The organism is Mycobacterium sp. PS03-16 (assembly GCF_004570325.1).
Lineage (GTDB): Bacteria > Actinomycetota > Actinomycetes > Mycobacteriales > Mycobacteriaceae > Mycobacterium.
In genome coordinates this window covers 1-26,052 of sequence record NZ_SPQO01000034.1, presented here as the reverse complement: position 1 = coordinate 26,052, position 26,052 = coordinate 1, and the positions used below count along the sequence as shown (strand labels likewise).

The following is a 26,052-nucleotide window of genomic DNA, read 5'->3' as shown; positions in this document are numbered from 1 at the left end:
CGTGCCGAACCTCCCCAAGGTGCCGCCCCAGCGGGTGGTCCGCCTACTCGACCATGTCCGTGCCGGCCTGCTGAACCTGCACCGGTCCACGGCACCGGGAAACATCGCGCTGCTCGAGATGGCCACCGGTGCGTGGACGACGGCGGCGCTCTACACCGCGGCCAAGCTCGGCATTCCCGATCAGCTGGCGGCGGGTCCGGCGCACTCCCGCGACGTGGCCGCCCGCGTCGGCGCCGACGCCGACGCGGTGCACCGCCTGATGCGGGCACTCGCGAGCAAGGGTGTGCTGGCGCAGGGGCGCGACGGTCGGTTCACGCTGACCGTCGTCGGCGAGGCCCTGCGCTCGGACAGCGAGGGCTCGTTGCGCGATCTGGTGCTGTTCATCGGACACCCGCTGCGCTGGGAGGAGTGGGGCAACCTCGAGCATTCGGTCCGCACCGGACAGACCGCCACCGAGAAACTGCGCGGGATGCCGATATGGGAGTTCCTGGGCACCGATCCCGAGTTCGCCGAGGTGTTCAACCGTGCGATGACCGCCAGCAGCGGACTGACCGACGAGGCCGCGCTGAGCGGCTACGACTTCACCGGCGCCCGGCTGATCGTCGACGTCGGCGGCGGCCATGGCGCGCTGCTGGCGACGATGCTGCGCAGCGCACCGCAGGCCCGGGGCGTGCTGTTCGATCAGCCCTCGGTGGTCGAGGCGGCCGGGCCGGCGCTGCAGGCCGCGGGCGTCGCCGACCGGGTCCGGGTCGAGGGCGGATCGTTCCTGGAGTCGGTGCCCGAGGGCGGCGACGTCTATGTGATGAAGAACATCATCCACGACTGGGCCGACGAGGACGCGGTGCGCATCCTGCGCACCATCCGCACGGCGATGGCCGCCGACGGCAGGCTGTTGCTGCTCGAGATGGTCCTGCCCGAGCGCGCCACCTCGTTCATCGGGCTGATGCTCGACCTGGAGATGCTCGTCGCCGCCGGCGGCAAGGAGCGGACCCGCGCGGAGTACGCGAACCTGTTGTCGCGCAGCGGTTTCCGGCTCAGCCGGGTGATCGACACGGTGACTCCCCTGTCGTTCGTCGAGGCCGAACCGGTGTGACCGCCGGCCGGGTCGTCGTCTCCTCGGGCTCGGAATACGAGGCGCTGGTCGGGTATTCGCGCGCGGTGCGCACCGGTGACCACGTCGCGGTGTCCGGCACCACCGGCGCCGGGGCCGACGTCGTCGAGCAAACCCGAGATGCGTTGCGGCGCATCGAGATCGCGCTCACCGAGGCGGGAGCCTCGCTGGCCGACGTGGTCCGCACCCGCATCTATGTGACCGACATCTCCCGCTGGCGTGACGTCGGCGCGGTGCACGCCGAGGTGTTCGGCGACATCCGCCCGGTCACCAGCATGGTCGAGGTGTCGGCGCTGATCGCGCCCGGACTGTTCGTCGAGGTGGAGGCCGACGCCTACGTGGTGGGCGCAGGTAGCGGCGCGAAGGTGCCGTCCGGACCCGGCCGGTAGGGCGTGACGTCGATCACCGCGGCGATCGGCAGCGGACCGTACAGATGCGGGAACACCATCGAGGCGGGATCCGTTGACACTCCGGGTTCCCAACGCAGCGGATCGGTGAGCCGGTCCGGATCGACGTGCAACAGCACAAGATCGGTGCGTCCCGCGAAGAGCCGGTTGGCCGGCAGATGGACCTGTTGCGGAGTCGACAGGTGCACGAAGCCGGCGGAGCCGAGCGACTCCGGTCGCAGCTCGGTGCGGCCGGAGGCCGCCTGCCACTCGTCCGCCCCACACAGGTGCACGAGGACAGGTGATTTCTCGGGGGAATCTGGGTACATAGGTCTAGCTTGGCCCTCCAGCAACTCGGGACGACGTGAGACACGACACACCGATGAACGCCCAGGGAACAACGCCGGAACCGAATACGTCTGACAGAGTGGAGATACGCGGTAGGGGTGAACACCCCGACCGCAGAAGGAAGAAACGGAGGAGCCATGACCGCAACTCTGACCAGCCCCGAACTCACCCGGGCTGATCGCTGCGATCGCTGTGGTGCCGCTGCACGTGTCCGTGCGAAGTTGCCCTCCGGTGCGGAACTGCTGTTCTGCCAGCACCACGCCAACGAGCACGAGGCGAAGCTGATCGAACTGGCGGCGGTACTCGAAGTCAGCCCGCTGGATTCATAACGGCACGCCGAAGGCGATCAGCCAATCCGGGCGTGAACGCCCGTCGTCAGTAATGCTGGTCTGGTCATGACCGACCAGCCGTCCCCACCACCGACACGCCACCACATCGCCCGCGTCCTGCTTCGGACGCTGTCGAAGGCCTGGGACGACTCCATCTTCTCGGAGTCGGCCCAGGCGGCGTTCTGGTGTGCGCTCAGCCTGCCGCCGCTGCTGTTGGGCATGCTCGGCAGCTTGGCCTACATCGCGCCGCTGTTCGGTCCGGACGTCCTCCCGACGATCGAGAACCAGCTGATCAGCACCGCGAACAGCTTCTTCTCGTCCAACGTCGTCGACGAGATCATCGAACCGACCGTGCGCGACATCGTGCGCGGCGCCCGCGGCGAGGTGGTCTCGCTGGGCTTCGTGATCTCGCTGTGGGCGGGCAGTTCGGCGATCTCGGCGTTCGTGGACTCGATCGTCGAGGCGCACGGGCAGACCCCGCTGCGCCACCCGGTGCGGCAGCGGTTCTACGCGCTGGGCCTGTACGTGGTGATGCTGGTGTTCGCGATCGCCACCGCACCGCTGCTGGCGCTGGGGCCGCGCAAGGTGGCCAGGCTGATCCCCGACGAGTGGGACGCGGTGCTGCGGTTCGGGTACTGGCCGACGCTGTTCATCAGCCTGGTGATCGCGGTGACCATCCTCTACCGGGTGTCGCTGCCGCGGCCGCTGCCGTCGCACCGGCTGGTGCTGGGGGCGGCGCTGGCCACGGTGGTGTTCCTGGTGACCACGCTGGGCCTGCGGGTGTACCTGACCTGGATCAGCAGCACCGGCTACACCTACGGGGCGCTGGCCACGCCGATCGCCTTTCTGTTGTTCGCGTTCTTCCTCGGCTTCGCCATCATGATCGGCGCGGAACTCAACGCGGCGATCGAGGAGGAATGGCCGGCGCCGGTGACCCACGCGCGCCGGGTGCGGGGCTGGCTCGAGGAGAAGGCCGCCGAATCCCGCAACGGGAAGGCGGCCCAACCCTCGGCAGCGACGACGCCGTCCAAACCGGAGGGGCCGGCTATTTCTTGAGCTGCTCGTAGATCCGCTTGCAGTCCGGGCACACCGGTGACCCCGGCTTGGCCGAGCGGGTGACGGGGAACACCTCACCGCACAGGGCGACGACGTGCGTTCCCATCACGGCACTTTCGGCGATCTTGTCCTTCTTGACGTAGTGGAAGTACTTCGGGGTATCGCTGTCGGTGCCGTCGTCGAGGCGTTCCTCGGTGTCCGGGCGCTCGATGGTCTCGGTCTGCATGCACCCATTGTGCCCGGCAACGAAACGGTAAGAAATGCGACGGGCACACCGACTCGAGGATGTGGAACAGTGGAAGACATGAAACAAGGCCCCGAGCTGAGTTTCGACGACGAAGGTCGCCCGGTACTGATCACCCGTGCCGCACCCGCCTACGAGGTGCAGCACCGCCAACGTGTGCGCAAGTACCTGACGCTGATGGCGTTTCGCATCCCCGCGCTGATCCTGGCCGCGGTCGCGTACAACATCTGGGAGAACGGGCTGATCTCGCTGGCGATCATCGTCGCCTCCATCCCGCTGCCGTGGATGGCCGTGCTGATCGCCAACGACCGGCCGCCGCGCCGCGCCGAGGAACCCCGCCGCTTCGAGCGTCACCGGCGTATTCCGTTGTTCCCCACGGCCGAACGGCCGGCCCTGGAATACCGCCCGGCACCGGCACCGCAACCGGGCCAGCCGATCCACGACCATGACGTGCCCCGCTGAGTCGGCGCCACCCCCACATCTCAGGACATTCTCAGGTCGTCGCCGAAAAACCGCTGATCAAGACGTGTGAAGCGAGCGATACCCGGGAACTACTGACGGCACTTGGGCGTTGAACCACATGACAGTTCGAGCCGATCAGGAGGCCGTCATGGCAAATGCGATCACCAGCCGCGTCGACAGTGACCTGGATGCACAGAGTCCGGCCGCTGACCTCGTGCGCGTGTATCTGAACGGCATCGGCAAGACGGCCCTGCTGAATGCCGCCGACGAGGTCGAGCTGGCCAAGCGCATCGAAGCCGGCCTGTACGCGCAGCACGTACTCGACACCAAGAAGCGGTTGGGCGAGGCGCGTAAGCGGGACCTCGCGGCGGTCGTGCGCGACGGTGAGGCCGCGCGCCGGCACCTGCTGGAGGCGAACCTGCGTCTGGTGGTGTCGCTGGCCAAGCGCTACACCGGCCGCGGCATGCCGCTGCTGGACCTCATCCAGGAGGGCAACCTCGGGTTGATCCGCGCGATGGAGAAGTTCGACTACACCAAGGGATTCAAGTTCTCGACGTATGCGACGTGGTGGATCCGCCAGGCCATCACCCGCGGCATGGCCGACCAGAGCCGCACCATCCGCCTGCCCGTCCACCTGGTCGAGCAGGTGAACAAGCTGGCCCGGATCAAGCGCGAGATGCACCAGAACCTCGGCCGCGAGGCCACCGACGAGGAACTCGCCGAGGAGTCGGGGATCCCGGCCGAGAAGATCGCCGATCTGCTCGAGCACAGCCGCGACCCGGTGAGCCTGGACATGCCGGTCGGCAGCGACGAGGAGGCCCCGCTGGGCGACTTCATCGAGGACGCCGAGGCGATGTCGGCCGAGAACGCGGTCATCTCCGAACTGCTGCACACCGACATCCGCCACGTGCTGGCCACGCTCGACGAGCGCGAGCAGCAGGTGATCCGGCTGCGCTTCGGCCTCGACGACGGTCAGCCCCGCACGCTCGACCAGATCGGCAAGCTGTTCGGGCTGTCCCGCGAACGTGTCCGCCAGATCGAGCGTGAGGTCATGGCCAAGCTGCGCAACGGCGACCGCGCCGATCGGCTGCGCTCCTACGCCAGCTGACGCGAGACCCGCGTCTTCCCTCGGCCACCGTGCCCGCCGCTTGCGGCGGGCACGGTGTCGTCGGTGCCACAGACTCGGGCCCGGGTGCGGTTGCTCACCAGCCCGACGCGCCGTCCGTGGTCGGCGCTGTGTCGTCACCGAGAGAGACCGCTGATGCAGCGTCTCAACCGCTAGACTTGTCAGGGAGTAAGGGTCTTGAGAGGCGCCGAATGAACGATCTGGTCGATACCACCGAGATGTACCTGCGGACCATCTACGACCTCGAAGAAGAGGGCGTGGTGCCGCTGCGCGCGCGCATCGCCGAGCGGCTCGATCAGAGCGGCCCGACGGTGAGCCAGACGGTGTCGCGCATGGAGCGCGACGGGCTGCTGCAGGTGGCCGGTGACCGGCACCTCGAGCTCACCGAGAAGGGCCGCGCCCTGGCCATCGCCGTCATGCGCAAACACCGCCTCGCCGAGCGGCTGCTGGTCGACGTGATCGGCCTGCCGTGGGAAGAGGTGCACGCCGAGGCGTGCCGCTGGGAGCACGTGATGAGCGAGGATGTCGAACGCCGGCTGGTCCAGGTGCTCGACAACCCCACCACTTCCCCCTTCGGCAACCCGATCCCCGGCCTGTCCGAACTCGGCCTCGACCGGTCGCCGTCGCGCGCCGAGGTGGTCGAGTTGGTCCGCCTCACCGAACTGCCGGCCGGGATGCCCGTCGCGGTCGTGGTGCGTCAGCTCACCGAGCACGTGCAGGGCGACGCCGAACTGATCGCCCGGCTCAAGGACGCCGGTGTGGTGCCCAACGCGCGGGTCACGGTGGAGTCCGCCGACCACGGCGGCGTGAACATCGTCATCCCCGGGCACGAACAGGTGGAGCTGCCGCACCACATGGCGCACGCGGTGAAGGTCGAGAAGGTCTGAGCCGGCCGCTCACCCCGCCCGCCTGACCGCCCGCCGCGGCGGCAACCGCACTCCGAGCTGCTCGGCCACCCGGTAGCCGGTGACGGCGAGCTCCCGGATCTGTTCCGGGCGCATCCCCGACTGCAGCGCCTGGTCGAGCATCCGCGCCATCCGGTGCTCGGCGTCGGTGCGCAGCGCCGCGTCCAGCGCCACCCCGGCCAACGGGCCGTCCCCGCGGGCGTAGGCGGAGAACGCCAGCAGCACCAGTGCCTCGGCGCGGTGGGGTGCGGGCAGCGCGCGGGCCAGCGCCACCCACAGCGCCTCCGCACGGTCGGCGTCCTCCCCCACCGCGAGCGCGAACAAGGTGTCGCGCACCCGCATGTCGCGCAGTGCGGCGCCCAGCCGCACCATCTCGTCGTCGCTCGGGTCGCGGCCGTCGGCGACGCCGGCCGCCACCGCCCGGGCCTCGCCGATGGCCGCGCACGCCTCGGCGTCCGACATCTCCACAGCCGTGGCGGCGAGCACCGGTGCCAGCGCCGCACTGCGGTGCGGATCGGCGGCGACCACCGCCTGCAACTCGTCGCGGCGCAGGTACAGCCTCCTGCCGTCCAGCACGGCCGCCGCCGCCAGGGGGGACGACCAGGGGTCGTCGATCTCCCCGCCGCGGCCGCACCCGTCCGCGCAGTGCCAGCGGCCGCCGGCGGCCACCTTGTCCACCACGTGTGCGGCCAGCAACGGCACGCCCCAGGCGGCCAACTCCTCGGCCAGATCGTCGGCGAGCTCGCGGTGGTCGTCGTTGCAGGGGTGGCAGTCCGCCCCGTGTTCGTCGACCACCACGGCGATCGCGCCGTCGGGGCGCCCGGCCGCGGTCACCTCCGCGAGATGTTCGACCGCCGCCGTCATGTCCGCGGCCAGGTCGATACGCAGCACACAGCCGAGTTCACCGCGGTCCACGGTGAGTAGCACGAGCGAGGCCTCGGGCACGAAGCCCAGCACGGCGGGCAGCGCGGCGATGAGGCTGCCGGGCCGGTCGAGCGGAACGTCCGGGAGTTGTGAATTCGTCATGTCTCGCAGACTGGCCGGGCCCCCTGTCAGCGCGGCGGCGTCCGCCCGCGGCGCAGCGCGATCTGGGGATGAACGCGCGCCTGGGGACGAATCCGCAGGAGCGAATGTTCACGCACTATTGACGCGGGTCGGCATGCGAGATGCGGGCGGACGGCGTACATCTAGTTGCCATGGGTGCGATGCAGGAGTACGACCTCGTCGTCATCGGCAGCGGTCCGGGCGGGCAGAAGGCCGCGATTGCGGCGGCCAAGCTCGGCAAATCCGTGGCGGTGGTCGAGCGGGGCCGCATGCTCGGCGGCGTCTGCGTCAACACCGGCACCATCCCGTCCAAGACCCTGCGCGAGGCCGTCGTCTACCTGACCGGGATGAGCCAGCGCGAACTGTACGGCGCGAGCTACCGGGTCAAGGAGAGGATCACTCCCGCCGATCTGCTGGCCCGCACCCAGCACGTGATCGGCAAGGAGATCGACGTGGTGCGCAGCCAGCTGATGCGCAACCGCATCGAGCTCTACACCGGCCACGCCCGCTTCGTCGACGAGCACACCGTGCTGGTCGAGGATCCCAACCGGGCCGAGCGGATCACCGTGTGCGGACGCAACATCGTGATCGCCACCGGCACCAAACCGGCCCGTCCGGCCGGCATCGAATTCGACGAGGAGCGGGTGCTCGACTCCGACGGCATCCTCGATCTGAAATTCATCCCGGGCTCGATGGTGGTGGTCGGCGCCGGCGTCATCGGCATCGAGTACGCCTCGATGTTCGCCGCGCTGGGCACCAAGGTCACCGTCGTCGAGAAGCGCGACGCGATGCTCGAGTTCTGCGATCCCGAGGTCGTCGAGGCGCTGCGGTTCCACCTGCGCGACCTGGCGGTGACGTTCCGGTTCGGTGAGGCGGTCACCGCGGTCGACGTCGGCTCGGCCGGGACCGTCACCACGCTGGCCAGCGGCAAGCAGATCCCGGCGGAAACCGTGATGTACTCCGCGGGCCGGCAGGGACAGACCGACCACCTGGACCTGGAGAACGCCGGCCTGGAGGCCGACGCGCGCGGCCGCATCTTCGTCGACGACAACTACCGCACCAAGGTCGACCACATCTACGCCGTCGGCGACGTCATCGGCTTCCCGGCGCTGGCCGCGACGTCGATGGACCAGGGCCGGCTGGCCGCGTACCACGCGTTCGGCGAACCGGCCAAGGGCATGACCGAGATCCAGCCCATCGGCATCTACTCGATCCCCGAGGTGTCCTACGTCGGCGCCACCGAGGTGGAACTGACCCGCGACGCCGTGCCGTACGAGGTCGGGGTGTCGCGGTACCGCGAGTTGGCCCGCGGCCAGATCGCCGGTGACTCCTACGGCATGCTCAAGCTGCTGGTGTCCACCGAGGATCTGCGGCTGCTCGGGGTGCACATCTTCGGCTCGAACGCGACCGAGATGGTGCACATCGGCCAGGCCGTGATGGGGTGCGGCGGCACCGTCGAGTACCTGGTCGACGCGGTCTTCAACTACCCGACGTTCTCCGAGGCCTACAAGGTCGCCGCGCTGGACGTGATGAACAAACTCCGCGCCCTCAGCCAGTTCCGGTCCTGACGGCAGGCGGCCGTGGTTCATCCGCGGCCGTCCGGGGCACTATGCGGGGAATGCGGTGCGCGCGGCGCCGTGTTCGACACCAGTGCGGGACCCGTCGCGGTGGGCGTCCGCGAAATGCGCGAAACTTGAGGTCACGGGGTGCCGTCGCCCAGACGTCGGCGCCGTGGCGAGGAGGCGAACAACCGATGGCAGAGCACGCAGACCACTCCGGGCAGCAGTACCAGCCGGAGCAGACGGGCATGTACGAGCTGGAGTTCCCCGCTCCGCAGCTGTCGGCCGCCGACGGCCGGGGGCCGGTGCTGATCCACGCGCTGGAGGGGTTCTCCGACGCCGGCCACGCCATCCGGTTGTCCGCCCAGCACCTCAAGAACACCCTCGACACCGAGCTGGTCGCCTCGTTCGCGATCGACGAACTGCTCGACTACCGGTCGCGCCGGCCGTTGCTGACGTTCAAGACCGATCACTTCACCGCCTACGAGGAGCCCGAGCTCAACCTCTACGCGCTGCACGACAGCGTGGGCACACCGTTCCTGCTGCTGGCGGGGATGGAACCCGACCTGCGCTGGGAGCGTTTCATCAGCGCGGTGCGGTTGCTGGCCGAACGCCTCGGGGTACGTCAGACCATCGGGCTGGGCACCATCCCGATGGCGGTGCCGCACACCCGTCCGGTCACGATGACCGCCCACGCCAACAACAAGGAGCTGATCACCGAGCACACCCCGTGGATCGGCGAGGTGCAGGTTCCGGCCAGTGTGTCCAACCTGCTGGAGTTCCGGATGGCCCAGCACGGCCACGAGGTGGTCGGTTTCACCGTGCACGTGCCGCACTACCTGGCGCAGACCGCCTATCCCCCGGCCGCCGAGGCGTTGCTGGCCGAGGTCGCCAAGGTCGCGTCGTTGCAGCTGCCGCTGGCGGCGCTCGGCGAGGCCGGGGCCGAGGTCTACGCCAAGATCAACGAGCAGGTGGAGGCCAGCACGGAGGTCGCAGGAGTGGTGACGGCGCTCGAGCGCCAGTACGATGCGTTCGTTGCCGCACAGGAGAACCGGTCGCTGCTCGCCAACGACGAAGACCTGCCCAGCGGCGACGAACTCGGTGCCGAATTCGAACGGTTCCTCGCCCAGCAGGCCGGCGAGAAGGACAAGGAGGACCGGTACCGCGACGGCTTCTCCGACGGGGAGGACCGCAGTTAGCAGCACCGCCCGCAGCCGGTGAACGCCGGCCCGACGACAGGTTGGCTCGTATGACTGACCGCAAGCCCAACCTGCGCCCGGTGCGCGATGTGACGCCGACGCTGCAGTACCGCACGATCCACGGGTACCGCCGCGCGTTCCGGGTCGCCGGCGACGGTCCGGCGATCCTGCTGATCCACGGCATCGGTGACAACTCGACCACCTGGAGCACGGTGCAGCCGAAGCTGGCGCAGCGGTTCACGGTCATCGCGCCCGATCTGCTGGGCCACGGCCGGTCGGACAAACCCCGCGCGGACTACTCGGTGGCCGCCTACGCCAACGGGATGCGCGATCTGCTCAGTGTGCTGGGGATCGACCGGGTGACCGTGGTCGGCCACTCGCTCGGCGGCGGCGTGGCGATGCAGTTCGCCTACCAGTTCCCGCAACTGGTCGACCGGCTGATCCTGGTCGGCGCCGGCGGCGTCACCAAGGACGTGAACATGGCGCTGCGGGTGGCGTCGCTGCCGATGGGCAGCGAGGCGCTGGCGCTGCTGCGGCTGCCGCTGGTGCTGCCGGCGCTGCAGGTCGTCGGCCGGATCGCGGGGACGGTGCTGGGCTCCACGCGCAGTGGGCGCGACCTGTCGCAGATGATGCGCATCCTCGCCGACCTTCCCGAACCGACCGCGAACTCGGCGTTCGCGCGCACCCTGCGCGCCGTCGTGGACTGGCGCGGTCAGGTGGTCACGATGCTGGACCGCTGCTACCTCACCGAATCGGTGCCGGTGCAGCTGGTGTGGGGCAGCCACGATTCGGTCATCCCGGTGGCGCACGGCGAACTCGCGCACGCCGCGATGCCGGGGTCGCGGCTCGAGGTGTTCGAGAAGGCGGGGCATTTTCCGTTTCACGACGACCCCGAGCGCTTCGTCGAGGTGGTCGAACGGTTCATCGACACCACCGATCCGGCCGTCCACGATCAGGAGGCGCTGCGCGAGCTGCTGCGCGCGGGCCTGCGCGAGGCCGCGATCAGCGGACCGGTCGACACGCGGGTGGCCGTGCTCGATGCGATGGGCAGCGACGAGCGCAGCGCGACCTGACCTCCCGCGGCGGTCCGAGCACGTAGCATCGGCCCATGGCCATCGACGTGGAAGTGCTGCGCGTGTTCACCGACTCGGACGGGAACTTCGGCAACCCGCTGGGCGTGGTGGACGCCGCCACCGTCGACCCCGCCGACCGGCAGCGGATCGCCACCGAATTGGGTTACAGCGAAACGATTTTCATCGACGTCCCGGAGGTCGGTGCGAGCACCGCGCATCTGCGGATCTTCACGCCGGCGACCGAGCTGCCGTTCGCCGGTCACCCCACCGTCGGCGCGTCATGGTGGTTGCGACAGAACGGGATCCCGGTGCACACGCTGCAGGTGCCGGCCGGGATCGTGCGGGTCGACTACGACGGCGACATGACCGCGGTCAGCGCCCGCTCGGACTGGGCGCCGGAATTCGCCCTGCACCAGATGGACTCGGTCGAGGCACTGGCCGCCGCGGATCCGGCGGACTATCCCGACGATGCGCACCACTATTTGTGGACGTGGACCGACCGAGACGCGGGGCACATCCGGTCGCGCATGTTCGCCGCCGACCTCGGCGTACCGGAGGACGAGGCGACAGGCGCGGCCGCGGTCCGCATCACCGACTACCTGAGCCGGGACCTGACCATCGTGCAGGGCAAGGGTTCGCAGATCCACACCACGTGGACACCCGAGGGCTGGGTGCGGATCGCCGGTCGTGTGGTCAGCGACGGCCACCGCAGCCTGGACTGACCGCCACGCGTCAGCCGGACGCCGCGACGTCGCGGTGCGCGCGCAGCGCCTCGATCTCGCGCTCGAAATCCTCCGCCGACTCGAACGATCGGTACACCGAGGCGAACCGCAGATAAGCCACCTCGTCGAGGTCGCGCAGCGGCCCGAGGATCGCCAGTCCGACCTCGTGGCTGGGCACCTCGGGCGAGCCGGTGGCGCGCACCGCGTCCTCCACCTTCTGCGCCAGCAGGTTCAGCGCATCGTCGTCGACCTGCCGACCTTGACACGCCCGCCGGACACCCTTGATGACCTTCTCGCGACTGAACGGTTCGGTGACCCCGCTGCGCTTGACCACCGCGAGCACCGCGGTCTCGACGGTGGTGAACCGCCGCCCGCATTCGGGACACGACCGGCGGCGGCGGATCGCCTGCCCCTCGTCGGTCTCCCGGGAATCCACGACGCGGGAATCGGGGTGACGGCAGAACGGACAGTGCATCACCGCTCCTTCGCCTCGCCGACAGATGCGTCTCTCGAACCTCCCCGAGCCTACCTGCGCGGCCCCGGCCACGAAGACCGCCGGGGCGGCCGGCCACGGCCAGGCCCGCAGCAGCGGCACCACGGAAGCGCCGCACGGTGTTTCGCCGGCCACGGGACCGGTCAGCCGACCGGCGCGATCAGGGTCTGACCGGCGTCCAGTGCGGCGGTGTCGAGGCGGTTGAGCTCCCGGATGCGCTCGACGACCGCGCCCAGCGGGGCGTCCGGGGCGACCCGCTGTGCGACCTGCTGCAGCGTCTCCCCCGTCTGCACCTGGACGACCGCGAGCTCCGCGGGCACCGGCGCCTGCCCGCCCTGCACCCCGCCGAGCTGTGCGACCAGCCCGAGCCACAGGGTGATGGCACCGGCGACCAGCGCCAGCAGGATCGTGGTGGCGGGCGTGATCGGCCGACGCCGGTGCGACGCCCGCGACATCAGCACGGCCGCACCGCGGTGCGGCACCGCCGCGCCCGCCGGGCGACGTACCGGTGGCCGGCGCCGCGCGACGGTGCGCGGCGCCGCCTCCCGGTGCACCGGCCGGGCGCCGCGCGACGCGGGTGCCGGACGTCCCGGAATGGTGACCGGAACCGCCTGGATGTGGCCCATGTCCATGATGGTCATCTGTTTGCCTTCCGTCCGCGAATCGCCTGTGTGTTCGAATGTAGTCGATCAGGTGTTCGAACGATAGAACGTGTGATCGAACTGTTGCGAAACGATAGGACAGGCCACCGACACGTCCCCGGCGCCGAGGAATCCGCCCCGGCGAGCGGGCGACACGCGTCGAACACATGTTTGATCATTGCGGGTGGGGCGACTACATTCAGCCCCATGAGCGATGACAGCAGCGACGCCCGCGAACCCGCCACCCGCCGCGGCGCAGACGCCGCCCTCACCGAACGTCAGCGCACCATCCTGGAGGTCATCCGCGCGTCGGTGACCAGTCGGGGCTACCCACCGAGCATCCGCGAGATCGGCGACGCCGTCGGGCTCACCTCGACGTCATCGGTGGCCCATCAGCTGCGCACGCTGGAGCGCAAGGGCTACCTGCGGCGGGACCCGAACCGGCCGCGCGCCGTCGATGTCCGTGCGGCCGACGATCCCGGTTCGCCCGTGGTCACCACCGACGTGGCGGGCAGCGACGCACTCCCCGAGCCGACGTTCGTGCCGGTCCTCGGCCGGATCGCCGCGGGCGGCCCGATCCTGGCCGAGGAGGCGGTGGAGGACGTCTTCCCGCTGCCTCGCGAGCTGGTCGGCGAAGGTTCACTGTTCCTGCTCAAGGTGGTCGGCGAATCGATGGTCGACGCGGCGATCTGCGACGGCGACTGGGTGGTCGTCCGCCAGCAGAACGTCGCCGACAACGGCGACATCGTGGCCGCGATGATCGACGGCGAGGCCACCGTCAAGACGTTCAAGCGCACCCGCGGTCAGGTGTGGCTGATGCCGCACAACCCGGCGTTCGAGCCCATTCCCGGCAACGACGCCGCCGTGCTCGGCAAGGTCGTGACCGTCATCCGCAAGATCTGACGCGGCGATTCAGCTCGCCCGGACGAACCCGTTCGTGCGGGCGAGTTCCTCGCTGGCGAAGAAGATCTCGGCCACCGCATCGGCGTAGCCGGGGGTGACCGGCGACCAGTACAGCCCGGACCGGGTGTCCGCCTTGACGGGATATCCGTCGGGTACCCCGCCGGGGTCGGCGAGCGGTAGGTGTATCGCGGTGCCTCCGGGGGTCGGCTCCTCGACGTCGATCGCCGCGTGCCGTCCGCTGGGCGTGTCCTCGACGAACATCGGCGACTCCGCCGGCTCGGGTTCGGGTTCGGCTTCGATGCGGGTGGGCGCGGTGTCGACCGAGTCCGGGTCGTCCTGCCCGCCGAACAGTGCGGGCTCCGGAGAGGTCTCCCGGTGCGGCTCGTCGGCGCGCTCGTCGTGCGGTGCCCACGGTTCCCCGCCCGGAGTGGATCCGGGCGCCGGGGCACCGAGGAAGTAGGCGGTCGCGGAGTCCCGGTAGTCGGCGGGGTAATCGCCGGGTGCGGCGTCGGCGGATCCGGCCGGGTGCTCGCGCCCCACGGCATCGGCCTGATCGGCGGGCGAATAGCGCGGGACGGGCCCGGCTGCGACGAACTCCTCCTCGTCGCGGAAGCGGTCGTCGGCACGGTCGCGACGCCGGCTCCACACCACCGCACCGCCCACCAGCCCGGCCACGATCAGCACCGGTATCAGCGCCAGCAGCCACCACCAGTTCCACCGCCAGCGCAGCGACTCGTCATCGTCGGCGGCCGACGGCTGCGGCGTGGGCGCCGTCTTCGGGGGCTCCTGCCCGGGGACGTCCAGGCCGGCGAGCCGGCCGGCGAGGCCGGCCGGTTCGGTGCTGAACTTCCCGGTCGAACGGTCGTAGGAGACGACGCCGCCGTCGAACCGCTGGGTGACGACGTCGCCGCTCGCGGTCTGATCGGCGATCGGCGCGCCGAGCGGGCCCTCGGCGCCGTCGAGTTTCGCCCAGGCGGCGTTCATCGCTCCGCGCACGATCACCGCGCCGTAGTCGGGGGTCCAGAAGATGACCGGCCGGTCGTCGGCGGCGAACGTGCTGATCCGGCTGTTGCCCAGACCGCCGTCGGCTTCGCTGCTGGTGGGGAAGCCGAGGTCGCCCTCGGGGCCGCCGACGCTCTCGTACTTGTCGAGTACCTGGCCGCTGACCACGTTGGCGCCGGTCTCCGGTGAGTAGAAGATCGTGCCGCCGGCGTAGTTCTGTCCGACGCCGTCCTCACCGATCTCGTACTGTTCGCCCTCCGGCGCGCCCAGCGGACCCAGCGCTCCGCCGGCCGCACGTCGGGCGGCGGCGATGGCCGACGCCGGGTCGTCGGGCACCGTGACGTCGCGCAGCTGGCCGGCGAGGTCGGGCGGCACCGTGGTGAACGTCTTGTCCTTGCGGTGCCAACTCAGCTCACCGCCGGTGAACCGCTGGGAGACCACGTCGCCGCGGTACACCTCGTCCTCGGCGGGCACCCCGAGCACCCCCGATGAGCCACCCAGCCTGTCCCACGCGGCGTTGATCGCCCCGCGCACCACCCTGGCCCCGGTCGGCGGGGTCCAGAAGATGACCGGCCTGTCGGGCGCCGAGAACGTCGCGTTGCGGCTGTCCGGGCCGACCCGGCCGGGGCCCTCGTCGATGGTCGGAAAGCCCAGGTCACTGTCGGCGGGACCGCCGAGCGACTCGTACTTCTCCAGGATCGCACCCTGCATCCAGTGCGCACCGGTCGCCGGCGTGAAGAACATCCTGCCCGCGGCGAAGTTCTGGGCGAAACCGTCCCCGGCGGGGTACACCCCGCCCTCACGGACGCCGAGCGGGCCGCCCGGTCCACCACTGGCGTCGTAGGCCGCGGTGATGGCGTCGTTGGCCTCGCTGGTGGGGTCGGCCACCGCCACGGGTGCCAGCAGCAACCCGCTCAGCAGGCCCACCGCCAGCCCGGCCGTCACGCGCGCCAGCGCGGTGTGCAGCAGGGGTCGCCGCCCGCTCATGGAACCTCCCCGTCTCGGCGCACAGTGTGTCGAAAGTATCGCGCCGGTCAATCTTGTGTCAGGAGACGTTCATTTCCCGGGCACGACAGGCAATTCACGGCAAAATACCCGCAGATCGTCTGTTCCGTGTACACGTGACCATTCGACGGGGCGCGGCGACGGTGCCGCTAGACACCGAGGCTGCGGCCGATGATCTCCTTCATGATCTCGGTGGTGCCGCCGTAAATGGTCTGCACCCGGGAGTCCAGATAGGCGCGCGCGATCGGATATTCGCGCATGTACCCGTAGCCGCCGTGCAGCTGCAGGCACCGGTCGATGACGTAGACCTGCTTCTCGGTGGTGTACCACTTGGCCATGGCGGCCTGTTCGGCGGTCAGCTTGCCGTCCAGGTGCAAGCGGAGGAACTCGTCGACCATGATGCGCACCGCGGTGGCCTCGGTGGCCAACTCCGCCAACAGGAATCGGCTGTTCTGGAAGCTGCCGATCGGTTTGCCGAACGCCTTGCGTTCCTTGGTGTACTGAAGCGTCTGGGTGAGCGCCGATTCCATCGCCGCGGCCGCCATGACGGCGATCGAAATGCGTTCCTGCGGAAGGTTCTGCATCAGGTAGATGAAGCCCTGCCCCTCCTCGCCGAGCAGGTTCTCGGCGGGCACCTTGACGTCGGTGAACGACAACTCGGCCGTGTCCTGCGCGTCCAAGCCGATCTTGTCGAGGTGGCGGCCCCGCTCGAAGCCCTCCATCCCGCGCTCCACCGCCAGCAGTGAGAAGCCCAGCGCGCCCTTGTCGGGATCGGTCTGCGCGACGACGATGACCAGGTCGGCGTTGATCCCGTTGGTGATGAAGGTCTTGGCGCCGTTGAGAATGTAGTCGTCACCCTCCTTGACCGCGCGGGTCTTGATGCCCTGCAGGTCGCTTCCGGTGCCGGGCTCGCTCATCGCGATCGCGGTGATCATCTCACCGGTGCAGAACTTGGGCAGCCAGCGTTGCTTCTGCTCCTCGGTGGTCAGTCGCAGCAGGTAGGGCGCGACGACGTCGTTGTGCAGTCCGAAACCGATGCCGCTGTAGCGGCCTGCGGTGGTCTCCTCGGTGATGACGGTGTTGTAGCGGAAGTCGTCGATACCGCCGCCGCCGTACTCCTCGGGCACCGCCATCCCGAGAAAGCCCTGCTTACCGGCTTCCAGCCAGACCCCCCGATCGACGATCTTGTCCTTCTCCCACTGATCGTGGAACGGGGCGACGTGCCGTTCGAGGAACGCGCGGTAGGACTCGCGGAACAGATCGTGCTCGGGCTCGAAGAGGGTGCGCTCGTAGGCGACGGGGGCGACCATGGCTGACCTTTCGGATCCGGTCGGGCGTGACGCCCCGACCCTATACCAGCCAACCGGATGGTTGACTGACCGGAATATGACGTCACCCTAGACTCCCTGGGATGGCCGCCGCGCGTACCAGCCTGACCCACTGGGGCGGTTTCCGGGCCGACCTCGCCGACGGCGACATCGCCGCGGTGTCGCCGCTGCCCGGCGACACCGATCCGTCTCCCCTGCTGGCCAACCTGCCGGGATCGGTGCGCCACCGGTCCCGGATCACCGGCCCGGCGGTCCGGCGCGGATGGCTGGAGGACGGTCCGGGCCCGACCAGCCGGCGAGGCTCCGACGACTTCGTCCGCGTGACGTGGGACGAGTTGACCGAACTGCTGGCCACCGAGCTGCGCCGGGTCGTCGACACCCACGGCAACGGGGCCGTCTACGGCGGCTCCTACGGATGGTCGAGCGCCGGGCGGTTTCACCATGCGCAGAGTCAGGTGCACCGCTTCCTCAAACTGCTTGGCGGCTACACCTTCTCGCGTCACTCCTACAGCCTGGGCGCCACGGGGGTGATCATGCCGCGGGTCGTCGGGACCCACGACGACCTGTTCAAGCGCTCCACCGACTGGGACGTGATCGTCGCCCATACCGACCTCATGGTGTGTTTCGGTGGCCTGGCCCGCAAGAACACCGGTACCAATCACGGTGGCACGACCGCGCATCCGGCCCGCGACGCGCTGCGCCGGTTCCGCGAACGCGGGGGACGCATCGTATCGCTGTCCCCGCTGCGCGACGACGTCGACGGCGACTGCGATTGGCTGGCACCGATTCCCGGCACGGATGTGGCGATCATGCTCGCGCTGGCGCACGTGCTGGCCACCGAGGGCCTCGCCGACCGCGGGTTCCTGGACTCGCACTGCGTCGGTTACGAGGAATTCGAACGCTACCTGCTCGGCACCGACGACGGGGTGCCGAAATCCCCGCAGTGGGCCGCACCGATCTGCGGGTTGCCCGCCGACGCGCTGACCGCTCTCGCGCGGCGAATGGCGGCCGGGCGCACGCTGGTCACGGTCAGCTGGTCGCTGCAGCGCGTCCGACACGGTGAACAGGCCCCGTGGATGGGCCTCACCCTGGCCGCGATGCTCGGCCAGATCGGGCTGCCGGGTGGCGGTTTCGGCCACGGCTACGGGTCGATGAACGAGCCGGGGCTGCCCCCGCTGCGCTGCGGGCTACCGGTTCTTCCTCAAGGACACAACCCGATTCGCACCTTCATCCCGGTGGCCGCGGTCAGCGACATGCTGCTGCGGCCCGGTGAGCAGTTCGACTACAACGGCCTGCGGCTGACCTACCCCGACATTCGGCTCGTGTACTGGGCGGGGGGCAACCCGTTTCACCACCACCAGGACATCGCGCGCTTGCGCCGCGCGCTGGGCTGCGTCGACACCGTGGTGGTGCACGACCCGTACTGGACGGCGATGGCCAAGCACGCCGACGTCGTCGTCCCCTCGACCACGGCGTACGAACGCGACGACTACTCGGGGTCGCGCAATGACCCGATGCTGATGGCGATGCCCAGATTGGCCGAGCCGTTCGCCGACAGCCGCGATGACTACACGACGTTCTGTGCGCTGGCCGATCGGCTGGGGTTCGGCGCGGAGTTCAGCGAGGGCCGCACCGCCTGGCAGTGGCTGGAGCACATGTACCGAACCTGGTCGGCGGGGCTGGATTTCGCGGTGCCCACCTTCGACGAGTTCTGGCGCCGCGGTAGCCTGCGCCTGCCCACCGAGCCGGGACTGACGCTACTGGCCGACTTCCGCGCCGATCCGCACACCCATCGTCTCGGCACACCGAGCGGACGCATCGAGATCTTCTCCCGCGACATCGACGGCTTCGGTTACGACGACTGTGCCGGCCATCCCCGCTGGTACCCACCGTCGGAATGGCTGGGCGGCGACCGGGCGGCCGCCTATCCCCTGCACCTGCTCGCCAACCAGCCGGCCACTCGGCTGCACGGTCAGCTCGACGGCGGCGCGGCCAGCCAGGCCGGCAAGGTCGCCGGCCGGGAAGCGATCCGGATGCATCCCGACGACGCCGCCGCGCGCGGGGTGCACGACGGCGACGTGGTACGGGTGTTCAACGACCGCGGCGCCTGCCTGGCCGGGGCGGTGCTCGATGACCGCCTGCGCCGCCGGGTCGTGCAGCTACCGACCGGGGCCTGGTTCGATCCGGCGGACCCCGCCGATCCCGACGCGATGTGCGTGCACGGCAATCCCAACGTGCTGACCGCCGACGTCGGTACGTCCTCGCTGGCGCAGGGGTGCACCGGCGCGCACGTCCTGGTCGAGGTCGAGAGCTACCGCGGCACACCGCCTCCGGTGCGCGCGCACGAGCCGCCGGTGATCCGCGGCCGCTGACTCAGCGGACCGGCTGCGGACGTCGGCGCGGACGGCGCGAGCGGTTGCCCGTCTGCCCTCCCACCGAACCCTGCCCGCGCTGCTCACCGTCGTGGCGCGGTGTGGGCGACCGACGCCGGCGCGGCCGATCCGAGGCGGCGGCCGGCGCGGACTTGGGCGCCTGGGGGGCCTGGGGCGCCTGGTACGGCGCGACCTCACCGACCAGCGCGGTGACCTCTGCCGAATCCGCCGCGACCTGCTGCGGCGCCACCGTGATGCCGGCGCGGCGCAGCAGCGTGGCGGTGTCGCGGCGCTGCTCGGGCAGCACCAGCGTCACCACGTCGCCGGCGCTGCCGGCCCGCGCGGTGCGACCCGAGCGGTGCAGGTACGCCTTGTGCTCGACCGGCGGGTCGACGTGGACGACCAGTTCGACGTCGTCGACATGCACACCGCGCGCGGCGATGTCGGTGGCAACCAGCACCTTGGCGGCACCGGAGGAGAACGCCGCGAGGTTGCGTTCACGGGCGTTCTGCGACAAGTTGCCGTGCAGGTCCACCGACGGGACCCCGGCTTCGGTGAGCTGTCGGGCCAGCTTGCGCGCCTGGTGTTTGGTGCGCATGAACAGGATGCGCCGGCCGGTGCCGGACGCCAGCGTGTGGACCAGGGCCTTCTTCTGGTCCGCGCCGGTCACGTGGAAGACGTGGTGGGTCATCGCCGGCGGCGGCGCGTCGATCTCGTCGACGGAGTGCGTGACCGGCTCACGCAGGAAGCGGCGCACGAGCTTGTCGACACCGTTGTCCAGCGTCGCGGAGAAGAGCAGGCGCTGACCGCCGGCCGGCGTCGCGGCCAGGATGCGGGTGACGCCGGGCAGGAAGCCGAGGTCGGCCATGTGATCGGCCTCGTCGAGCACGGTGATCTCGACGGCGTCGAGGTGAATCACCTTCTGGCGCATCAGGTCTTCGAGCCGGCCCGGGCAGGCGACGACGATGTCGACACCCCCGCGCAGTGCGGCGACCTGAGGATTCTGGGAGACACCGCCGAAGATGGTCGCGACGCGCAGGTCGTAGGCGGCGGCCAATGGTTCGAGCGTGGCGGTGATCTGGGTGGCCAGTTCGCGGGTCGGTGCGAGAACCAGACCGGCCGGGCGCAACGGCTTGCGCGTGGTGTCGGCGAGGCGGCTGACCAGCGGCAGCGAGAACGCCAGCGTCTTACCGCTACCGGTCTTGCCTCGGCCGAGCACGTCGCGACCGGCGAGGCTGTCCGGCAGCGTCGCCGCCTGGATCGGGAAAGGAGTTGCAATGCCGCGGTTTTCGAGAACGCGGCGCAGTGGTACCCGCACGCCGAGGTCGGCGAACGAAATATCGGTTGTCATCTTGCCTTTCGGGCAGTGTCGGTGCCGTCGGCCGCAGGGCGGGCCGGTGACCGCGCCGTGAGGCGCGGTGAGATGGGCACACAGGTGGCGAGATTGCCGGTCGGCAACATCGATCGCCGCGAGAAGAGCTTGAGCCGGACGCGATGGTAAGCGTTCCACGACGAGCCGTCGTCATCATCGGTGACGTCGACGGGGTTCTCGATCAGTCTAACGCATCAGTACGTCGCGAATTCCCGCAGGCCGGCTGCGAGCGCCACGGGGACGCGGGCCTTGACCCGGGTGCCGTCGGCGGTGTGGTCGGTCGCGTCCACCCGGCCCTCGGCGTGCACGCGCGCGACCAGGTCCCCGCGGTCGTAGGGAATCGTGACGTCGACGGTGATGTCGGTCGGCTCGATCAGTTCGGCCATTCGGGTGCGCAGCCGCAGCAGGCCGTCGCCGGTGCGGGCCGAGACGAACACCGCCTCGGGCAGCGCGCCGCGCAGCTGGGCGAGCACCAGTGGATCGGCCGCGTCGATCTTGTTGATCACCAACATCTCCGGCGCCCGACGCCCCTCGTATTGGGCGACGACGTCGTTCAGGACCTGCCGTACCGCGCTGATCTGCGCCATCGGGTTGGCATCGGAGCCGTCGACCACGTGCACCAGCAGGTCGGCGTCGACGACCTCTTCGAGGGTCGAGCGGAACGCCTCCACGAGCTGGGTGGGCAGGTGCCGCACGAAACCGACCGTGTCGGTCAGCACGAACGGCCGTCCGTCATCGAATTCGCCACGGCGCGTTGTGGGTTCCAGGGTGGCGAACAACGCGTTCTCGACCAGCACGCCGGCGCCGGTGAGCGCGTTGAGCAGGCTTGACTTCCCGGCGTTGGTGTAGCCGACGATCGCGACGGACGGCATTTCGCTGCGGCGCCTGCCGCCGCGCTGCGTGTCGCGGATCTTCTTCATGTCCTTGATCTCGCGACGCAGCTTGGACATCCGCTCGCGGATGCGCCTGCGGTCGGTCTCGATCTTGGTCTCACCGGGGCCACGGGTGCCCACACCCCCGCCCGCGCCGCCGGCGCGACCGCCGGCCTGCCGGGACATCGACTCACCCCAGCCACGCAGCCGCGGCAGCATGTACTCCATCTGGGCCAGCGACACCTGGGCCTTGCCCTCGCGGCTGGTCGCGTGCTGGGCGAAGATGTCGAGGATCAACGCGGTGCGGTCGATCACCTTGACCTTGACGATCTTCTCCAGCGCGGTCAGCTGTGCGGGGCTGAGCTCACCGTCGCAGATGACGGTGTCGGCGCCGGTGGCCAGCACGATCTCGCGCAGCTCGGCGGCCTTACCGGACCCGATGTAGGTCGACGCGTCGGGTTTGTCCCGGCGCTGGATCACGCCTTCGAGCACCTCGGAGCCCGCGGTCTCGGCCAGCGCGGCCAGTTCGGCCAGGCTCGCGTCGGCGTCGGCGGCGCTGCCGTCGGTCCACACGCCGACCAGCACCACCCGCTCGAGCCGCAGCTGGCGGTACTCGACCTCGGAGATGTCGGCCAGTTCGGTGGACAGGCCCGCGACGCGCCGCAGCGCCGACCGGTCCTCGAGTGCGAGTTCACCGACACTCGGATCGTCCTGGGGAAAGAATTCGGGAGACGTCATAGGCGAATAGAGATTCGCACGGAGATCACTTTTCATGCACCCCAATTAACGTTGATTCGACCGCCACCATTCCTCGGACAATTCTCCAGTCGCCACCAGCTCCGAGGGGCCGCGCAGAAAACTGGTGGCCTCGGTGACGGTGACGGTGACCACCCCGCCCGGGATCCGCACATCCAGCGTTCCGGTCGCGGCCCCGCTGTGCGCCAGCGCGGCCACCGCCGCGGCGACCGTGCCGGTGCCACACGACCGGGTCTCGCCGACGCCGCGTTCGTGCACGCGCATCGACACCGCACCGTCGTGCGGCACGGTCAGCACCTCGACGTTGACGCCCTCCGGGAACTGCGCGGTGTCGAACGTCACCGGCGCCGCGACGTCGAGCGCGGCCAGGGCGGTGTCGGTCATCGCCGGGTCGACGCACGCCAGGTGCGGGTTGCCGACGTCGACGCCGAGCCCGGTGAACCGGCGCCCGCCGACCACGGCCGTCCCGGTGCCCAGGCGGTTCGCCTTGCCCATCTCCACGGTGACGTCCGCCCGCGCCGCGTCGACCGCATGCACGGTGACCGGGCGGGGCCCGGCCAGCGACCCCACGGTGAACGCGTCGCGTGTCTCCAGGGCGGCGGCCCGCAGGTAGTGGGAGAAGACCCGCACCCCGTTGCCGCACATCTGCGCGATCGACCCGTCGGCGTTGCGGTAGTCCATGTACCAGTCGTCGGCGGCGACGCCCTCGGGGAGCCGGCCGAACACCCCGGCGGCCTGTGCGGCGCCGGCCGTGGTGACCCGCAGCACGCCGTCGGCGCCGAGCCCGCGGCGCCGGTCACACAGTGCGGCGACCACGGCCGGCGAGAGGGCCAGCCGCGCGTCGAGGTCGGGCAGCAGCACGAAGTCGTTCTGCGTCCCGTGTCCCTTGGCGAACCGCATCACCTCAGGATACGGCGCGCCAGGTCCGCAGCGTGCGTTCGACGTTGTCGGCGGCCGCCCCGTCCAGCCAGCACACCCGGTGGTCGCGTCGGAACCACGACCGCTGCCGCCGCACGTAGCGGCGGGTGCCGATGAACGTCGGCTCGCGCGCGGCCGACCCGTCGCCACCGGCGTCGAGGTCGGCGAGCACCTGGGCGTAGCCGAGCGCGCGGGACGCCGTCACCCCCTCGCGCAGTCCGTGCGCCAGGAGCCCGCGCACCTCCGCGACCAGGCCCTCGGCGAACATCGCGTCGGTGCGCCGGGCCAGCCGGTCGTCGAGGACCGCGGTGTCCCAGTCGAGTCCGACGATCGCGGTGTCCCAGCGCGGGGCGCCGATGGTGGGCGCGGAGGCCGCGAACGGTCGGCCGGTCAGCTCGACCACCTCCAGCGCCCGCACGATGCGGCGGCCGTCGGTCGCCTGGATCGTGGCCGCAGCGTCCGGGTCCACAGCGGCCAGCTCGCGGTGCAGCGCCGCCACCCCCACCTCCGCGAGCCGCTGTTCCCACTTGGCGCGCACCGCCGGATCGGTCGCGGGGAACGCCCACTCGTCGAGCAGCGCCTGGACGTACATCATCGAGCCGCCCACGATGACCGGCACCGCACCGCGCGCGGCGATCGCCTCGACGTCGCGGGCGGCGTCCGCCTGGTAGCGGGCCACCGACGCCGTCGCGGTCACGTCGAGCACGTCGAGCTGATGGTGGGGCACCCCGCGGCGCTCGGCGACCGACAACTTCGCGGTGCCGATGTCCATCCCGCGGTAGAGCTGCATGGCGTCGGCATTGACGATCTCGACGCCGATCTCGCCCGCGAGCCGTTCGGCCACGGCCAGGGCGAGCGCCGACTTTCCGGTACCGGTCGGGCCGATGACCGCCAGCGGACGCGTCATATCCGCCAGAGGCCGGCGAAGTACCCGACGCCGTACGGCGCGCCCCGGTAGAACTCCTCGGCCGTCGCGGGTGCGGGCCCGACGAGACCCGCCAGCACCTGGTAGGCCACCCGGCCCACGACCGGGGTGGGCACGCGGGTCAGCGCGGCGGCGTCCCCGCGCGCCAGCGCGTCGTCGAGCGCGGCCTGCACGGGGATCGTGTCGGGGTCGTACCCGCCGGGCGCCGCCGGAGTCAGCGTGTGACAGCCGTCGGCCACCACCAGCACCCCGATCCGCCCGTCGGCCTCGTCGATCTCGGCGCGCAGCAGCCGCCCGCGCTCCAGCGCCGCATCCGGGTCGTGGTCTGCGGCGAACATCCGCACCTCGGCGGCCGCATGCGGCGCGTAGCAGCCCCGCACCCAGGCGGCGATCAGCGCGCACAGCGGCAGCGCGACCGGGTCGGCCGGCTCGGAGGGCGACAGGGTGACCTGGACGTCGACGCCGTAGCCGGCGAACGTTCCGGTCAGCGGCGCGACGAATGCGGCGTCGGCCGGGCCGGTGCCCACCGCGATCCAGCGCTCCGGCAGGGCGCTCACCGCGGCGGCGATCGCCGACCGCAGTCCGGTCAGCTCCCCGGCCGCCGCGCCCGCCAGCTCGGGCACGAGGACCGGAGCCGAGGGGACGAGCGCGATCGCGGTGAGCACCTCACCACGCTATCGGCCGGCCGCCACGCCGGTGTCCGCGCCGGTCTGTGCGCCGGCCGCCTCACCCCGGGCCAGCGCGGCGGTCGCGACCACCATCGCGGCCGCTGCGACGATCAGCGTGACGGCGCCGGCGTCACCCGGACGCATCGTCTCGCCCAACACCACGACGCCGAGCACCGACCCGACCACCGGTTCGGCGACGGTCATGGTGGGCAGCGAGGCGGTGAGCGCACCGGCGCGAAACGACGCCTGTTGCCAGGCCGTGCCCGCGACGGCCACCACGGCCAGCCCGTAGAGCTCCGGCATCCGCAGGACGTCGAGCAGATCGGTGGCGCCGGCAAGCCGGTCCACCACCCCCTTGAGCAGGACCGCGAACACGCCCCACAACGCACCCGAGACCAGGGCGAGCAGCACGGCGCCCGCCGTGCCGGACCAGATCCGCGCGCCGATCACGCACGCCACCAACGCCGGACCGAGCACCAGCAGCACCCCCGTCCACGTCTCCCACGACGCCCGGGCGTGGCCTTCGGTGGGATTGCCCACCGTCACGATGACCGCGACGGCGCCGGCCAGCAGGGCGGCCCACAGCCATTCCCAGCGGGTCACCCGCCGGTGGGTCAGCCGGGCGTTGATCGGCAGCGCGAACAGCAGCGACGTGACCAGCAGCGCCTGTACCAGCAGCACCGACCCCAGTCCCAGCGCGGCCGCCTGCAGGCCGAAGCCCGCCGCCGCGACGCCGCTGCCCAGCCACCACTGCCGGTCGCGCAGCAGGCGCAGGAACAGGCCGAGGTGGCTGACCGGCTCGTCGGTGACGTCGTGAGCGGACCGCTGGTGGATCACGTCGCCGACCGCGATGAAGAACGCGGCGCCGAGCGCGAGCAGCGCGGCGATGTCCGCTTTGGCCATGGCGCCTCCCGTTTCCCCCTCGGCCGGCCACGGGCCCGCCCACGCGGGCGCCCACCGGGCGAACCGGAGGGGCGAAGGTGTGCGCACGCCACGCGGTGACCTGTTTGAATAGCGTGCGACAGACATACCACGATCAGTGCGACAGGTACGGGCGCCGCGATGCGCGGCAGGGCGCGGGCTACCGCGCGAAAGGGTGCGAGGAACGGATATGACGACCAGCGAGCCGGGTGGAACCTCACAGTCCGGGCAGGAGGCGCCGCGGCGACCGGTCCCGACGCCGGGTCCCCGGCCGTCGCCGCGGCCGGGGCCGCCGCGACCGACACCCGGACC

26 protein-coding genes are annotated in these 26,052 nt (G+C 70.6%); 13 read left to right on the top strand and 13 right to left on the bottom strand.

Annotation, left to right across the window (positions count from 1 at the left end):
* Position 1 precedes the first annotated feature (1 nt).
* Together E4P42_RS22030 and E4P42_RS22025 are read left to right on the top strand one after the other, a co-directional pair.
* Positions 2-1,093, top strand: coding sequence for a methyltransferase (locus E4P42_RS22030; RefSeq protein ID WP_135128241.1), 1,092 nt, complete (start codon positions 2-4; stop codon positions 1,091-1,093).
* Complete coding sequence (locus E4P42_RS22025; RefSeq protein WP_135128240.1) at positions 1,090-1,500, top strand: RidA family protein; 411 nt, start codon at positions 1,090-1,092, stop codon at positions 1,498-1,500. Before E4P42_RS22030 ends, E4P42_RS22025 begins: the two co-directional genes overlap by 4 nt.
* On the opposite strand, the gene E4P42_RS22020 is transcribed toward E4P42_RS22025, so the two are convergent.
* Positions 1,446-1,826, bottom strand: coding sequence for a DUF952 domain-containing protein (locus tag E4P42_RS22020; protein WP_135128239.1), 381 nt, complete (start codon positions 1,824-1,826; stop codon positions 1,446-1,448). The genes E4P42_RS22025 and E4P42_RS22020 overlap by 55 nt on opposite strands.
* Positions 1,827-1,982: 156 nt before the next feature.
* Here E4P42_RS22020 and E4P42_RS22015 point away from each other — a divergent pair, with 156 nt between their 5' ends.
* Together E4P42_RS22015 and E4P42_RS22010 are read left to right on the top strand one after the other, a co-directional pair.
* The gene (locus tag E4P42_RS22015) at positions 1,983-2,174 is read left to right on the top strand and encodes a hypothetical protein (protein WP_135128238.1); all 192 of its coding nucleotides are present in this window, start codon (positions 1,983-1,985) and stop codon (positions 2,172-2,174) included.
* A gap of 66 nt (positions 2,175-2,240) precedes the next feature.
* A complete protein-coding gene (locus E4P42_RS22010) occupies positions 2,241-3,230 on the top strand; it encodes a YihY/virulence factor BrkB family protein (RefSeq protein ID WP_135128237.1) in 990 nt (329 codons plus the stop codon).
* On the opposite strand, the gene E4P42_RS22005 is transcribed toward E4P42_RS22010, so the two are convergent.
* Entirely contained in the window at positions 3,220-3,456 is a 237-nt protein-coding gene (locus E4P42_RS22005; protein ID WP_135128236.1) for a DUF3039 domain-containing protein, read from the bottom strand. The two genes, E4P42_RS22010 and E4P42_RS22005, sit on opposite strands and share 11 nt — an antisense overlap.
* A 78-nt stretch (positions 3,457-3,534) precedes the next feature.
* On the opposite strand from E4P42_RS22005, the gene E4P42_RS22000 reads away from it, so the two are divergent.
* The 3 genes from E4P42_RS22000 (at position 3,535) to E4P42_RS21990 (ending at position 5,949) form a co-directional block, all read left to right on the top strand.
* The gene (locus E4P42_RS22000) at positions 3,535-3,936 is read left to right on the top strand and encodes a DUF3099 domain-containing protein (RefSeq protein ID WP_135128235.1); all 402 of its coding nucleotides are present in this window, start codon (positions 3,535-3,537) and stop codon (positions 3,934-3,936) included.
* A 118-nt stretch (positions 3,937-4,054) separates the two neighbouring features.
* Complete coding sequence (locus E4P42_RS21995) at positions 4,055-5,044, top strand: sigma-70 family RNA polymerase sigma factor (RefSeq protein WP_256371174.1); 990 nt, start codon at positions 4,055-4,057, stop codon at positions 5,042-5,044.
* Between the two features lie 209 nt (positions 5,045-5,253).
* Positions 5,254-5,949, top strand: a complete 696-nt coding sequence (locus E4P42_RS21990; RefSeq protein WP_135128233.1) for a metal-dependent transcriptional regulator — start codon at positions 5,254-5,256, stop codon at positions 5,947-5,949.
* Positions 5,950-5,958: 9 nt separating this feature from the next.
* On the opposite strand, the gene E4P42_RS21985 is transcribed toward E4P42_RS21990, so the two are convergent.
* Positions 5,959-6,993: a DUF4192 domain-containing protein gene (locus tag E4P42_RS21985; protein WP_135128232.1), complete on the bottom strand. Its 1,035-nt coding sequence runs from the start codon at positions 6,991-6,993 to the stop codon at positions 5,959-5,961.
* Between the two features lie 179 nt (positions 6,994-7,172).
* Between E4P42_RS21985 and sthA the strand changes: the two genes are divergently transcribed.
* The 4 genes from sthA to E4P42_RS21965 all read left to right on the top strand — a co-directional run bounded on the left by sthA (position 7,173) and on the right by E4P42_RS21965 (position 11,564).
* A complete protein-coding gene (gene sthA, locus E4P42_RS21980) occupies positions 7,173-8,579 on the top strand; it encodes a Si-specific NAD(P)(+) transhydrogenase (protein WP_167759576.1) in 1,407 nt (468 codons plus the stop codon).
* Between the two features lie 185 nt (positions 8,580-8,764).
* Entirely contained in the window at positions 8,765-9,769 is a 1,005-nt protein-coding gene (locus E4P42_RS21975; RefSeq protein WP_135128230.1) for a proteasome assembly chaperone family protein, read from the top strand.
* 50 nt (positions 9,770-9,819) lie between these two features.
* Positions 9,820-10,842 carry an alpha/beta fold hydrolase gene (locus E4P42_RS21970; RefSeq protein ID WP_135128229.1) on the top strand — a complete coding sequence of 341 codons (1,023 nt, stop codon included), beginning with the start codon at positions 9,820-9,822 and terminating at the stop codon, positions 10,840-10,842.
* A 35-nt stretch (positions 10,843-10,877) separates the two neighbouring features.
* A complete protein-coding gene (locus E4P42_RS21965) occupies positions 10,878-11,564 on the top strand; it encodes a PhzF family phenazine biosynthesis protein (protein ID WP_135128228.1) in 687 nt (228 codons plus the stop codon).
* Between the two features lie 10 nt (positions 11,565-11,574).
* On the opposite strand, the gene nrdR is transcribed toward E4P42_RS21965, so the two are convergent.
* Together nrdR and E4P42_RS21955 are read right to left on the bottom strand one after the other, a co-directional pair.
* Positions 11,575-12,039 carry a transcriptional regulator NrdR gene (gene nrdR / locus E4P42_RS21960; protein ID WP_135128227.1) on the bottom strand — a complete coding sequence of 155 codons (465 nt, stop codon included), beginning with the start codon at positions 12,037-12,039 and terminating at the stop codon, positions 11,575-11,577.
* 161 nt (positions 12,040-12,200) lie between these two features.
* Positions 12,201-12,689: a LysM peptidoglycan-binding domain-containing protein gene (locus E4P42_RS21955; protein ID WP_371287064.1), complete on the bottom strand. Its 489-nt coding sequence runs from the start codon at positions 12,687-12,689 to the stop codon at positions 12,201-12,203.
* A 216-nt stretch (positions 12,690-12,905) separates the two neighbouring features.
* On the opposite strand from E4P42_RS21955, the gene lexA reads away from it, so the two are divergent.
* Entirely contained in the window at positions 12,906-13,601 is a 696-nt protein-coding gene (lexA, locus tag E4P42_RS21950; RefSeq protein WP_135128225.1) for a transcriptional repressor LexA, read from the top strand.
* 9 nt (positions 13,602-13,610) lie between these two features.
* Here the strand turns inward: lexA and E4P42_RS21945 are convergent, their stop codons facing one another.
* Both E4P42_RS21945 and E4P42_RS21940 read right to left on the bottom strand, forming a co-directional pair.
* Positions 13,611-15,590 carry an LGFP repeat-containing protein gene (locus tag E4P42_RS21945; RefSeq protein ID WP_135128224.1) on the bottom strand — a complete coding sequence of 660 codons (1,980 nt, stop codon included), beginning with the start codon at positions 15,588-15,590 and terminating at the stop codon, positions 13,611-13,613.
* 167 nt (positions 15,591-15,757) lie between these two features.
* A complete protein-coding gene (locus E4P42_RS21940; RefSeq protein WP_135128223.1) occupies positions 15,758-16,918 on the bottom strand; it encodes an acyl-CoA dehydrogenase family protein in 1,161 nt (386 codons plus the stop codon).
* 101 nt (positions 16,919-17,019) lie between these two features.
* Between E4P42_RS21940 and E4P42_RS21935 the strand changes: the two genes are divergently transcribed.
* Positions 17,020-19,308, top strand: coding sequence for a molybdopterin-dependent oxidoreductase (locus E4P42_RS21935; RefSeq protein ID WP_135128222.1), 2,289 nt, complete (start codon positions 17,020-17,022; stop codon positions 19,306-19,308).
* 1 nt (position 19,309) lies between these two features.
* On the opposite strand, the gene E4P42_RS21930 is transcribed toward E4P42_RS21935, so the two are convergent.
* From E4P42_RS21930 to E4P42_RS21905, 6 genes are all read right to left on the bottom strand, one after another.
* Entirely contained in the window at positions 19,310-20,659 is a 1,350-nt protein-coding gene (locus tag E4P42_RS21930; protein WP_135128221.1) for a DEAD/DEAH box helicase, read from the bottom strand.
* Positions 20,660-20,874: 215 nt separating this feature from the next.
* Positions 20,875-22,290 carry a GTPase HflX gene (gene hflX / locus E4P42_RS21925; RefSeq protein WP_135128220.1) on the bottom strand — a complete coding sequence of 472 codons (1,416 nt, stop codon included), beginning with the start codon at positions 22,288-22,290 and terminating at the stop codon, positions 20,875-20,877.
* 45 nt (positions 22,291-22,335) lie between these two features.
* Positions 22,336-23,208: a diaminopimelate epimerase gene (dapF, locus tag E4P42_RS21920; RefSeq protein ID WP_135128219.1), complete on the bottom strand. Its 873-nt coding sequence runs from the start codon at positions 23,206-23,208 to the stop codon at positions 22,336-22,338.
* A 4-nt stretch (positions 23,209-23,212) separates the two neighbouring features.
* Positions 23,213-24,133, bottom strand: coding sequence for a tRNA (adenosine(37)-N6)-dimethylallyltransferase MiaA (gene miaA, locus E4P42_RS21915; RefSeq protein WP_135128218.1), 921 nt, complete (start codon positions 24,131-24,133; stop codon positions 23,213-23,215).
* Positions 24,130-24,816 carry a hypothetical protein gene (locus E4P42_RS21910; RefSeq protein ID WP_135128217.1) on the bottom strand — a complete coding sequence of 229 codons (687 nt, stop codon included), beginning with the start codon at positions 24,814-24,816 and terminating at the stop codon, positions 24,130-24,132. The genes miaA and E4P42_RS21910 overlap by 4 nt, the downstream gene beginning before the upstream one ends.
* Positions 24,817-24,825: 9 nt before the next feature.
* Positions 24,826-25,722 carry a DMT family transporter gene (locus E4P42_RS21905; RefSeq protein WP_135128216.1) on the bottom strand — a complete coding sequence of 299 codons (897 nt, stop codon included), beginning with the start codon at positions 25,720-25,722 and terminating at the stop codon, positions 24,826-24,828.
* Positions 25,723-26,052 lie beyond the last annotated feature (330 nt).

Coding starts and splice junctions, on each gene's coding strand:
- E4P42_RS22020 (WP_135128239.1), bottom strand. CDS start 1,826: ATGTACCCAGATTCCCCCGAGAAATCACCTGTCCTCGTGCACCTGTGT.
- E4P42_RS22015 (WP_135128238.1), top strand. CDS start 1,983: ATGACCGCAACTCTGACCAGCCCCGAACTCACCCGGGCTGATCGCTGC.
- E4P42_RS22010 (WP_135128237.1), top strand. CDS start 2,241: ATGACCGACCAGCCGTCCCCACCACCGACACGCCACCACATCGCCCGC.
- E4P42_RS22005 (WP_135128236.1), bottom strand. CDS start 3,456: ATGCAGACCGAGACCATCGAGCGCCCGGACACCGAGGAACGCCTCGAC.
- E4P42_RS22000 (WP_135128235.1), top strand. CDS start 3,535: ATGAAACAAGGCCCCGAGCTGAGTTTCGACGACGAAGGTCGCCCGGTA.
- E4P42_RS21995 (WP_256371174.1), top strand. CDS start 4,055: ATGACAGTTCGAGCCGATCAGGAGGCCGTCATGGCAAATGCGATCACC.
- E4P42_RS21990 (WP_135128233.1), top strand. CDS start 5,254: ATGAACGATCTGGTCGATACCACCGAGATGTACCTGCGGACCATCTAC.
- E4P42_RS21985 (WP_135128232.1), bottom strand. CDS start 6,993: ATGACGAATTCACAACTCCCGGACGTTCCGCTCGACCGGCCCGGCAGC.
- sthA (WP_167759576.1), top strand. CDS start 7,173: ATGCAGGAGTACGACCTCGTCGTCATCGGCAGCGGTCCGGGCGGGCAG.
- E4P42_RS21975 (WP_135128230.1), top strand. CDS start 8,765: ATGGCAGAGCACGCAGACCACTCCGGGCAGCAGTACCAGCCGGAGCAG.
- E4P42_RS21970 (WP_135128229.1), top strand. CDS start 9,820: ATGACTGACCGCAAGCCCAACCTGCGCCCGGTGCGCGATGTGACGCCG.
- E4P42_RS21965 (WP_135128228.1), top strand. CDS start 10,878: ATGGCCATCGACGTGGAAGTGCTGCGCGTGTTCACCGACTCGGACGGG.
- nrdR (WP_135128227.1), bottom strand. CDS start 12,039: ATGCACTGTCCGTTCTGCCGTCACCCCGATTCCCGCGTCGTGGATTCC.
- E4P42_RS21955 (WP_371287064.1), bottom strand. CDS start 12,689: ATGGACATGGGCCACATCCAGGCGGTTCCGGTCACCATTCCGGGACGT.
- lexA (WP_135128225.1), top strand. CDS start 12,906: ATGAGCGATGACAGCAGCGACGCCCGCGAACCCGCCACCCGCCGCGGC.
- E4P42_RS21945 (WP_135128224.1), bottom strand. CDS start 15,590: ATGAGCGGGCGGCGACCCCTGCTGCACACCGCGCTGGCGCGCGTGACG.
- E4P42_RS21940 (WP_135128223.1), bottom strand. CDS start 16,918: ATGGTCGCCCCCGTCGCCTACGAGCGCACCCTCTTCGAGCCCGAGCAC.
- E4P42_RS21935 (WP_135128222.1), top strand. CDS start 17,020: ATGGCCGCCGCGCGTACCAGCCTGACCCACTGGGGCGGTTTCCGGGCC.
- E4P42_RS21930 (WP_135128221.1), bottom strand. CDS start 20,659: ATGACAACCGATATTTCGTTCGCCGACCTCGGCGTGCGGGTACCACTG.
- hflX (WP_135128220.1), bottom strand. CDS start 22,290: ATGACGTCTCCCGAATTCTTTCCCCAGGACGATCCGAGTGTCGGTGAA.
- dapF (WP_135128219.1), bottom strand. CDS start 23,208: ATGCGGTTCGCCAAGGGACACGGGACGCAGAACGACTTCGTGCTGCTG.
- miaA (WP_135128218.1), bottom strand. CDS start 24,133: ATGACGCGTCCGCTGGCGGTCATCGGCCCGACCGGTACCGGAAAGTCG.
- E4P42_RS21905 (WP_135128216.1), bottom strand. CDS start 25,722: ATGGCCAAAGCGGACATCGCCGCGCTGCTCGCGCTCGGCGCCGCGTTC.